10 protein-coding genes and 1 pseudogene are annotated in these 7,548 nt (G+C 60.0%); 3 read left to right on the top strand and 8 right to left on the bottom strand.

The annotated features are described in order from the left end of the window. Positions 1-111: 111 nt before the first annotated feature. The 5 genes from ACR3FF_RS24515 to ACR3FF_RS24495 form a co-directional block, all read right to left on the bottom strand. Positions 112-420: a DUF7344 domain-containing protein gene (locus ACR3FF_RS24515; RefSeq protein ID WP_458190748.1), complete on the bottom strand. Its 309-nt coding sequence runs from the start codon at positions 418-420 to the stop codon at positions 112-114. A gap of 218 nt (positions 421-638) precedes the next feature. Then, a complete protein-coding gene (locus ACR3FF_RS24510) occupies positions 639-1,118 on the bottom strand; it encodes a VOC family protein (RefSeq protein WP_458190746.1) in 480 nt (159 codons plus the stop codon). Between the two features lie 75 nt (positions 1,119-1,193). Continuing rightward, positions 1,194-1,631, bottom strand: a complete 438-nt coding sequence (locus tag ACR3FF_RS24505) for a DUF8036 family membrane protein (protein WP_458190744.1) — start codon at positions 1,629-1,631, stop codon at positions 1,194-1,196. Beyond that, entirely contained in the window at positions 1,624-1,917 is a 294-nt protein-coding gene (locus ACR3FF_RS24500) for a winged helix-turn-helix domain-containing protein (RefSeq protein WP_458190743.1), read from the bottom strand. The genes ACR3FF_RS24505 and ACR3FF_RS24500 overlap by 8 nt, the downstream gene beginning before the upstream one ends. A gap of 151 nt (positions 1,918-2,068) precedes the next feature. After that, positions 2,069-2,530 (bottom strand): hypothetical protein, encoded by a 462-nt coding sequence (locus tag ACR3FF_RS24495; protein ID WP_458190742.1) that lies wholly within the window; start codon positions 2,528-2,530, stop codon positions 2,069-2,071. A gap of 265 nt (positions 2,531-2,795) precedes the next feature. Between ACR3FF_RS24495 and ACR3FF_RS24490 the strand changes: the two genes are divergently transcribed. Continuing rightward, entirely contained in the window at positions 2,796-4,070 is a 1,275-nt protein-coding gene (locus tag ACR3FF_RS24490; protein WP_458190741.1) for a M24 family metallopeptidase, read from the top strand. Between the two features lie 94 nt (positions 4,071-4,164). On the opposite strand, the gene ACR3FF_RS24485 is transcribed toward ACR3FF_RS24490, so the two are convergent. The 3 genes from ACR3FF_RS24485 to ACR3FF_RS24475 form a co-directional block, all read right to left on the bottom strand. Then, positions 4,165-4,719 carry a hypothetical protein gene (locus ACR3FF_RS24485; protein WP_458190740.1) on the bottom strand — a complete coding sequence of 185 codons (555 nt, stop codon included), beginning with the start codon at positions 4,717-4,719 and terminating at the stop codon, positions 4,165-4,167. Between the two features lie 273 nt (positions 4,720-4,992). Continuing rightward, positions 4,993-5,490: a hypothetical protein gene (locus ACR3FF_RS24480; protein WP_458190739.1), complete on the bottom strand. Its 498-nt coding sequence runs from the start codon at positions 5,488-5,490 to the stop codon at positions 4,993-4,995. 115 nt (positions 5,491-5,605) lie between these two features. Next, entirely contained in the window at positions 5,606-5,734 is a 129-nt protein-coding gene (locus ACR3FF_RS24475) for a hypothetical protein (protein ID WP_458190738.1), read from the bottom strand. 117 nt (positions 5,735-5,851) lie between these two features. Between ACR3FF_RS24475 and ACR3FF_RS24470 the strand changes: the two genes are divergently transcribed. After that, a complete protein-coding gene (locus ACR3FF_RS24470; protein ID WP_458190737.1) occupies positions 5,852-6,856 on the top strand; it encodes an LLM class flavin-dependent oxidoreductase in 1,005 nt (334 codons plus the stop codon). Between the two features lie 195 nt (positions 6,857-7,051). Continuing rightward, positions 7,052-7,234: pseudogene (locus tag ACR3FF_RS24465) on the top strand (DUF5786 family protein); the annotation flags it as partial. Positions 7,235-7,548: the final 314 nt, after the last annotated feature.

The following is a 7,548-nucleotide window of genomic DNA, read 5'->3' as shown; positions in this document are numbered from 1 at the left end:
GGACAAATTCACTGAACGCCCAAGAAACAGACATTGACTGGCGATTCACATCCGAAGATGCACGAATCAAACTACGCCGACTTTATCCTACAATTGATAGTTGACAATGCACTAGTCGGTTAGCTCCTCGATCGCCCCGTCTTGTAGCTGCTTTACCACCGTCAACAGGGGCTCGATTTCGTCGAACTGCGGTCCCTTCGTCACGCGCTGTTTCTCCCGATTCCAGCGTATGAATCCGCAATCCTCTAACTTCGGGAGGTGGACGTGCTGCATGGCAATCGCCGATTCCCCTTCGTCGTCACGCCCCTCCGACGCACTCGAAACGGTCTTACGGTCTTCCTGTGGATTTGCGTCCGCCAAGGCGAGCAACATCTGCCGCCTGTAGGTATTCGAAAGCACGTCCATTTGTTCATCGTTCATAGGGTCCCGATGATAGGTATAACACGCACGAGTATAACGAGTCGAGATATTATAGACAACCGATTGTTTGAGGAAGTGAGTGACACGGTGGCCGTTCGAACAGTTGGAGTGCAAGCGAACACGCCCGTAGCGTCGTCCCGAACAGGGACGCGAGTCTCAGCGACGACTGCGATGCGAACCGTCGAAACCGAGGTTCGGGGCCCCGATAACCGTCGGGACTACTTTTTGAACAGTTCGCCGACTCGACTCGCGTTTACGTACAGTTCCTGCGGTGGCATTCGTTCCTCGTGATAGTCGTCGTGGTACTCCATCAGTTGAAAGAGTACACCGGTCGGATTACGGGGTGAGACGAACGCCTCCGTCCACGAGTCGAATTCCGCCCGGTCGATGATTCGAAGGCCGTTCTCGCGGAGCGATTCGATGACCGCGTCGATGTCCGCGACTTCGAGGGTGACGTGGTGAAGCCCTGATCCGTTCTCGTCGAGGAAGTCGGTGAGGAAGGTGTCCTCCGCGATGGGTTCGATGAGTTCGAGTCGAGAGGCGTCGCCGAGTCGGTAGTACGCCCAGCGAAACCGGTCTTCGACGGGTTCGACGACGAGGCGTTCACAGCCGAGTGCCATCAGGACCGGCTCTGCATTCTCGATGGATTCGACGGCGATGCCGACGTGGTCGACACGAATCGGCGTGCCATGTGACATACGGTCGTCTATGTGTCGGCCAGCAAGGTAAACGTTCGAGTTGGAGCAATCGAGGAGCCCGCACAGCAGCGACAGTCACCGGAAACTCTGGTGTAAGAGTACGACCGTCGCCACGGTCGCGAACAGGTCCGGAAGGTACGTGAACGGACCGAGACTGCTGCCACCCGGATATCCGAGCATGAGGGTGACGAGGGGGTTCGCAGAGACGGCGTACAGCAAGAGCGCGAGGCAGACGAGCACGAGGCTGCCCGTGAACTGATTCGGGAGGCTGCGGTAGAGGGAGACGTACGACGTCGTCAGTGCGACCAACAACACGACGTTCAGCGTCGTGACGAAGACCTTGACCCGGAGGAAGGTGTCGAGGTCCCGTGCGTGCATCCCCCGTCGTGGCCCGTGGGGAGTCGGCACGGAGACCAGCGTCGACACGAGGGCGGCGAGAGCGACGGCGACCACGATGACGGCGAGGGTGAGCGCGACGGGCGAACGGTTCTCGGCGGTCACGACGTTACGCATCGGCACCCTCCAACCCGGCCGAGCGGGCGACCTCGTCCAGAATATCGAGATTGTCCTCCATCTCGTCGGAGAGGAAGTACATCTTCCCGTAGCCGTCTCCCATCGTCGTGAGTACGTTGTTCTCTTCGAGCATCTTCAGGTGGTGTCGAACCGTCTTGTAGTCGAGGTCCAGTTCGTTCGATAGCTGATTGGCGTTCATCGGTTCGTCGCGTAGCGCCTCAATGATGCGAAAGCGGTTCTTGCCGCCTCGTGCGCCACCGACGAGCCACCAGAGCACCTTTCGCATCTACGTCACGTGTGAATTTCTCGAGGGGGGACGAATAGTCTTGTGTTAGTGATGCGCGACTGTACGTTACTGTCACTGTCGTCGTACAAAATACGAGGAGGACCGAATCACTCTCGGGCCGGCAGTGCTAGTCGGTCGCTACGTCGGTGACCTACTGGCAGTTGCCGTTCGCCCCGTGGGGGCCACTGCCCGCGCCGGAGCCGTCACGGAGTTGCATGCCGTTCCCGAATCCGTGACCGCCACGGTGGGGGCCATCACCCATTGGGCCGTGGGGTCCGAGGGTGGTGTCGTCGACACCGTAGGAGGCGAGCATCTCCTGGACGGTCGCTCGAACCTCGTCGCGGTCGGCACCGTCAGCGAACTTCGCTCGGACCGTCTCACGGATTTCGTTCATCTGTTGGTCGGTAAGCTGGAAGCGTTCCTGGAAGCGGTCGAGTCGGTCGTCGTCAGCGGTCAGCCACGGACTGTTCGAACCGTCCATCGGTCGGTCGGCGGGCGATACTGCAGGGCCGGTGCCGTTCCCGAACCCGGTTCCGGGACCCATCGCGACGACGAGTCCCGATGCGAGTACGAGTCCAATCACCACGAGGGTGAGCGTCGTGAGTTTCTTCATGTTGATTTACCTCTTGCAATTCATTGTACGCCACAGGGGCAGATATATATTTCACAGAATTAATTGGGAATTGAAGAAGAGTTAGGCCCAAATTCGTCCTGAATTTTTCCCCAAATCGAGCGACGGGGATACCGACGTGACCGACGCGATTCTGCGCGTGATATGTTCAATCGTCTACCATTACATTCGAATTCCGAGTGTGGGACGTACACCATCACGTCGAATTTCACCTACTTTCAATACGAACCTCGGAGTAGCCCGCCCCATGGGATTCTACCAACGCGATTTCATGGAAGGCACGCGCGGGACGATGGATGTCGACTGGGAGGAGCGAATCGACATGCAGCGAATGCGCGAAGAGCGCAAGGAGCGAGCTCTAACCCGGATGCGGGAGGCGGGACTGGGGAGCATGCTCCTCATCAACGACCCGAACGTCCGGTACGTGACCGGTCTCGCCATGACGGGCGGGTCGGGCGCGGACCACTACACCCTGCTCACCGAGGACGGCGACGTCGTCCACTGGGATACGGCCGACCACGCGAGCAACCAGCGGTTCAACTGCCCGTGGTTAGACGACATCCGCTACGCCTGCCCCGGACTGGGGAACGTTCCCCGCGCGTCCGGGCGCGACTCCGCCCGCGACTTTCTGAAAGGTAAGATGGCCGATCTCGTCTACGAGGCGATGGAGGAGTACGGCGTGGCCAAAGAGCCGATGGGCATCGACGTCGGCAACGGCGCGCTCATCTCGAAGTTCGAAGACCGCAGCGTGGACGTGCGCACCGACGAGTGCGCTGAGGTGATGGAGAGCGCCCGAAAGGTGAAGACGCGCGACGAAATCGAGTGCCTGCGGATGGTCGCCGCGCTCTGTGAGGCCGGATTCCAGCGCATCACGGAGACGGCGAAACCCGGCGTGCGCGAGTCGGAGGTCTGGGGCGAGGCGACTCGCGAACTCTGGGGCCTCGGCGCGATGGTGCAGGGTGGCTACGTCACGTCCGGGCCGAACACCTGGCCGAAACACCAGGCGAACACGACCGACCGCGTGATTCGCCCCGGTGACCTCGTCTACGCCGACTTCTACAACATCGGATTCATGGGCTATCGCTCCTGTTACTACCGCACGTTCAGCATGGGCGAACCGACGCAGGCCCAGCAGGACGCCTACGAAATCGCCCGCGACAACCTCTACGACGTGCTCGAACGCATCGAACCCGGCGCGACGACGGACGAAATCTGTCAGGGCTTCCCCGACATGGAGGGCGAGCACGCCGACTGGTACGACGCGACCGACCACTGGCAGATGACGACCAACCACTGGGCACACGGCCTCGGCCTCCAGCTGTACGAAGTGCCGCTCATCTGGCGCGGCATCTCCCCCGAGCACCCCATCGAAATCGAAAAAGGGATGACGATGGCCGTCGAGACGATGGAACCCGCCGACAGACAGGGCGTGCGCGTCGAGGAGATGGTCGTCGTGCGCGAGAACGGCGTCGAGATTCTCAGTCAGTGGCCCGTCGAGAAGATAACGACGATAGACTACTGACCGACGTTCTGGCCCACGGTTTTCGGAAGAGAGCTATCCAGACCCCTGGTCCGCTATCCACAACAGAGACGACCCAAACGAGAAATTCAGTCCTTTACCGTATGTCACGCGAGCGAACGACGTCCAGCGACTCGCCAAGTCGCTCGTTCGCACCTATCAACACCAGGGCCCAGCCCAGGAGGACGAAATCCGACCGCGCAAAGACGGCCGACGAGACCGGAACGAGCGTCACCAGAGCGATGAAAAAGAGTGGACTCGCGGCGGTAACCAGCCCACCGAGGAACGTCAGGTCGTCCTCTGTCGGCGACTGGACGAGTGACAGGACGGAGTATCGCGGCCCGGAGTCGGGGAGCACCAGACCGAGGTGGAAGGCGGCGCAGGCGACCGCGAACTCGACCGACCCGAGAGCGATGGGCGACCGCCACTCGACGAACGCCGGTGCCAAGCCAGTGAGCACGACGGGAGCACCGCCGACCACGAGGAGGGTTCGAACCATCGCCGTTCGGGTGGAGTCGAACGTACCGGAAATCGAGTCGAGCGATTCCGAGACACCGGTGGGAACCAGCCGACCGAAATAGAACTCTCGGGAGAGAAATCCGAGGAGGCCGAAGAGAACGAGCGTCCAGCCGAGCATCACCGGGAACGTCACGAGGGGAGGTGACCTCCTCCTCGCCGTAAGCGGCGAGGCTTCCCACGGCACCGCACCGCTGGTTTGGGATATTTGCTGGTTGACGACCTGTCGGTATGATAGGCCGATGGCGGGGCCACACCGCCGTTACTCCTATCCCGGCATGGGACTCGGAGTTATCTTGCTGACCGAGACACCACAGCGGTTCGAGAGGGTGTCTCGAACGATCTGGGCCTCGTAGTCCCGATATTGTGCAATTGAGTGGGCGGTGTGACCGCCTCGGTGTACATCATATTATGAACCGATACTACTTAAATATCTGTAGTAGTGTCGATGCGTGGTTTGTGAAAGAGTTGTCGGATTCACTCCCGCCGTGAACGGCGGGATTCTCTCCTCGCAGAAAGATAGCACCGAATCACCTGGAAGTGGACTGAATAGCACGCTGACGACGGCGCCGACAAACGGGCCGACGACCGACAGCAACGCTCCGCGGGCGATTAATCGGCGTCGACGGCGGGAGAAACCGAGTTCGGGAACGCCCGAAATCCTCGATGCTCCCGGTATCACCAACCCGGTCGAAACGAGGGCGACGCCGACGAGCGTGGAGACGGCGACGACCACGAAGAGAAAGACCGCGGTGAGCGAGAGTCGTCCCTGTGACTCGAACTGTACCGCGAGCAGTCCGTCGAGATACCGCCACCCGAGAAAGAGCGTCGCAAGTCCGACGACGACGAACGGGGTTCGCATCCACGGCGGTAGCGGGAAGGAACGTTCGGCGATTCTGTGAGCCATAGATTCGTTTCGAGACATAATTGGATAAGAATTGTCTGGCTGATTGAAGGGAGATAAAAGGGAAGTCGAACGGTGAAAGGAGACGACAGCAGAGTCGAGACGACAGCAACCGAAGTCAGCCGAGGAAGTACATCGCGGCGAAAAACAAAACCAGCAAGAGGAGCAACACTGCCACGGGTTTGAACGCATCGAGAATCGAACTGTCGGGCTTCTTCGGGCCGGAACTCGTCAGTGGTCCATCCATAGTTTCGACGCCACCGACTGGCGGTATAAGTCTTGTAAGAAAATCGTCAGTTTTTGGCGACGGATTGTCCCATCTGTCTTTATAAACGATTAAGACGACGGCTTCCGATTTCCCGATATGAAACTCGGGACAGGGTTGTTCACCTGCCAGCGACGCCCCGACGACGACCGTTCGATGACCGAGATCTACGACGAGATGCTGGAACTCGGTGAGGCCATCGACGCCGCCGGACTCGACAGCGCGTGGGTGTCGGAACACCACTTCGCCGACGACGGCTACCTTTCGGCGACGATGCCGTCTCTGGGTGCGCTGGCCGCCCGAACCGAGAACGTCGAACTCGGCACCTGCATCGCGCTTGCACCCCTCTACGACGGCGTACGACTTGCCGAAGACGCCGCGACGGTGGATTTACTCGCCGACGGGCGACTCACCCTCGGTCTCGCCATCGGCTCGAACCCCCGCGAGTTCGAGTCGTTCGGCGTCCCCCGAGAGGAGCGCGTCGAGCGACTGACCGACACGACGAACCTCCTGCGTGCGGCGTGGTCCGACGGCCCCCTCGACTACGACGCCGACTTTCACGACGTCTCGCCCGACGTGAGCGTCACGCCGAAGCCCGAAACGAAGGTTCCCATCATGTTCGGCGGGGCGGTCAAACCCGCAGTCCGGCGAGCGGCCCGCGTCGGGGACGCGTGGTGTGCCCCTTCATCGCTCTCCATCGAGGGCGTCCGAAAGCGCAAAGAGGACATCGAACGTGTTCGAGAGAAAGAAGGCCTCGAAGATGACTTCGAGGTGTACGTCCTCCAGCACGGGTTCGTCGCCGACTCCCGCGAGGAGGCGTGGGAGGCGATGAAACCCGGCTACTTCTACATCCAGCGCCGGTACGCCGAGATATTCTCCGGCGAGTCGGTTGACGAACTCGACGCCGAACGAAAGCAGGAACTGAAAGAGCAGGCCATCTTCGGGACGCCCGAGCAGGTCACAGAGGAACTACAGGCCTACCGCGACGCGCTGGGCGGCGACGTCCACTTCATCTTCCGCACGTACCACCCCGGCATCGGCACCGACGCGATGGTCGAGTGTGTCGAACGCCTCGGCGACGAAGTCGCGCCACTGGTTCGATAGGAGTCGGCTGGAGAGACGGGCGGTCGCAACCGACACCCCACCGTTTCCGCTGTTCGACGGTCGGAGAAGGGTGGCGGATTCGTCCGTCGTGAGTCACACCCCACAACGAACTTCACGAAATCGCACGTCAGAAACCCGAACGTAACGAAACCGCACATCACACTATTTTAGTGAGTACGGTCGAAATCGCTATCCATGGGTTTTGGAAGCTACGACGAATCCGAGCAGCAGAACCGTGAGCAAGATTCGGACATGGACGAGTCGAGCGCGGTCAACGTCCACCAGAACAGCCACGACGGCGACATCGAGTTCGACAGCGGCGCGTCGAGCGACGAACTCATCGGTCGGCTCAGCGAGATGCGAGACGACGAGTCGGAAAACGAATCGCAAGTAGTCCCAGCACTCGATTTTCGGGTTTCTAGAATCGATAACTACGCATCTGGAAATCCTCGCCGTATTTGAGCCTGTCCAAGAGCCTGTCCAAGAAACATCGACGGGATGACTCAGATTCTCTGGATATCGAGCCATATGACATAAATCTTATCTAGCTGAAACTCCTGTACAGCGTAAGGGTTCTCATGACGTCCAACTTTGTCCGATACGATCAAGATCAGCAACACCTCCTGCCAAAAAACGTCGCGGATTGGGTCCAACCGGACAGCCTCGAAGCCTACGTCTCCGATGTCATCGAT

It is taken from the genome of Haladaptatus ordinarius, assembly GCF_054177595.1.
This window is presented reverse-complemented; position numbering and strand designations above follow the sequence as displayed.

Bases quoted from the DNA above. Each gene is read 5' to 3' on its own strand.
- ACR3FF_RS24515 (WP_458190748.1), bottom strand. From the start codon at position 420: ATGAACGATGAACAAATGGACGTGCTTTCGAATACCTACAGGCGGCAG.
- ACR3FF_RS24510 (WP_458190746.1), bottom strand. From the start codon at position 1,118: ATGTCACATGGCACGCCGATTCGTGTCGACCACGTCGGCATCGCCGTC.
- ACR3FF_RS24505 (WP_458190744.1), bottom strand. From the start codon at position 1,631: ATGCGTAACGTCGTGACCGCCGAGAACCGTTCGCCCGTCGCGCTCACC.
- ACR3FF_RS24500 (WP_458190743.1), bottom strand. From the start codon at position 1,917: ATGCGAAAGGTGCTCTGGTGGCTCGTCGGTGGCGCACGAGGCGGCAAG.
- ACR3FF_RS24495 (WP_458190742.1), bottom strand. From the start codon at position 2,530: ATGAAGAAACTCACGACGCTCACCCTCGTGGTGATTGGACTCGTACTC.
- ACR3FF_RS24490 (WP_458190741.1), top strand. From the start codon at position 2,796: ATGGGATTCTACCAACGCGATTTCATGGAAGGCACGCGCGGGACGATG.
- ACR3FF_RS24480 (WP_458190739.1), bottom strand. From the start codon at position 5,490: ATGGCTCACAGAATCGCCGAACGTTCCTTCCCGCTACCGCCGTGGATG.
- ACR3FF_RS24475 (WP_458190738.1), bottom strand. From the start codon at position 5,734: ATGGATGGACCACTGACGAGTTCCGGCCCGAAGAAGCCCGACAGTTCG.
- ACR3FF_RS24470 (WP_458190737.1), top strand. From the start codon at position 5,852: ATGAAACTCGGGACAGGGTTGTTCACCTGCCAGCGACGCCCCGACGAC.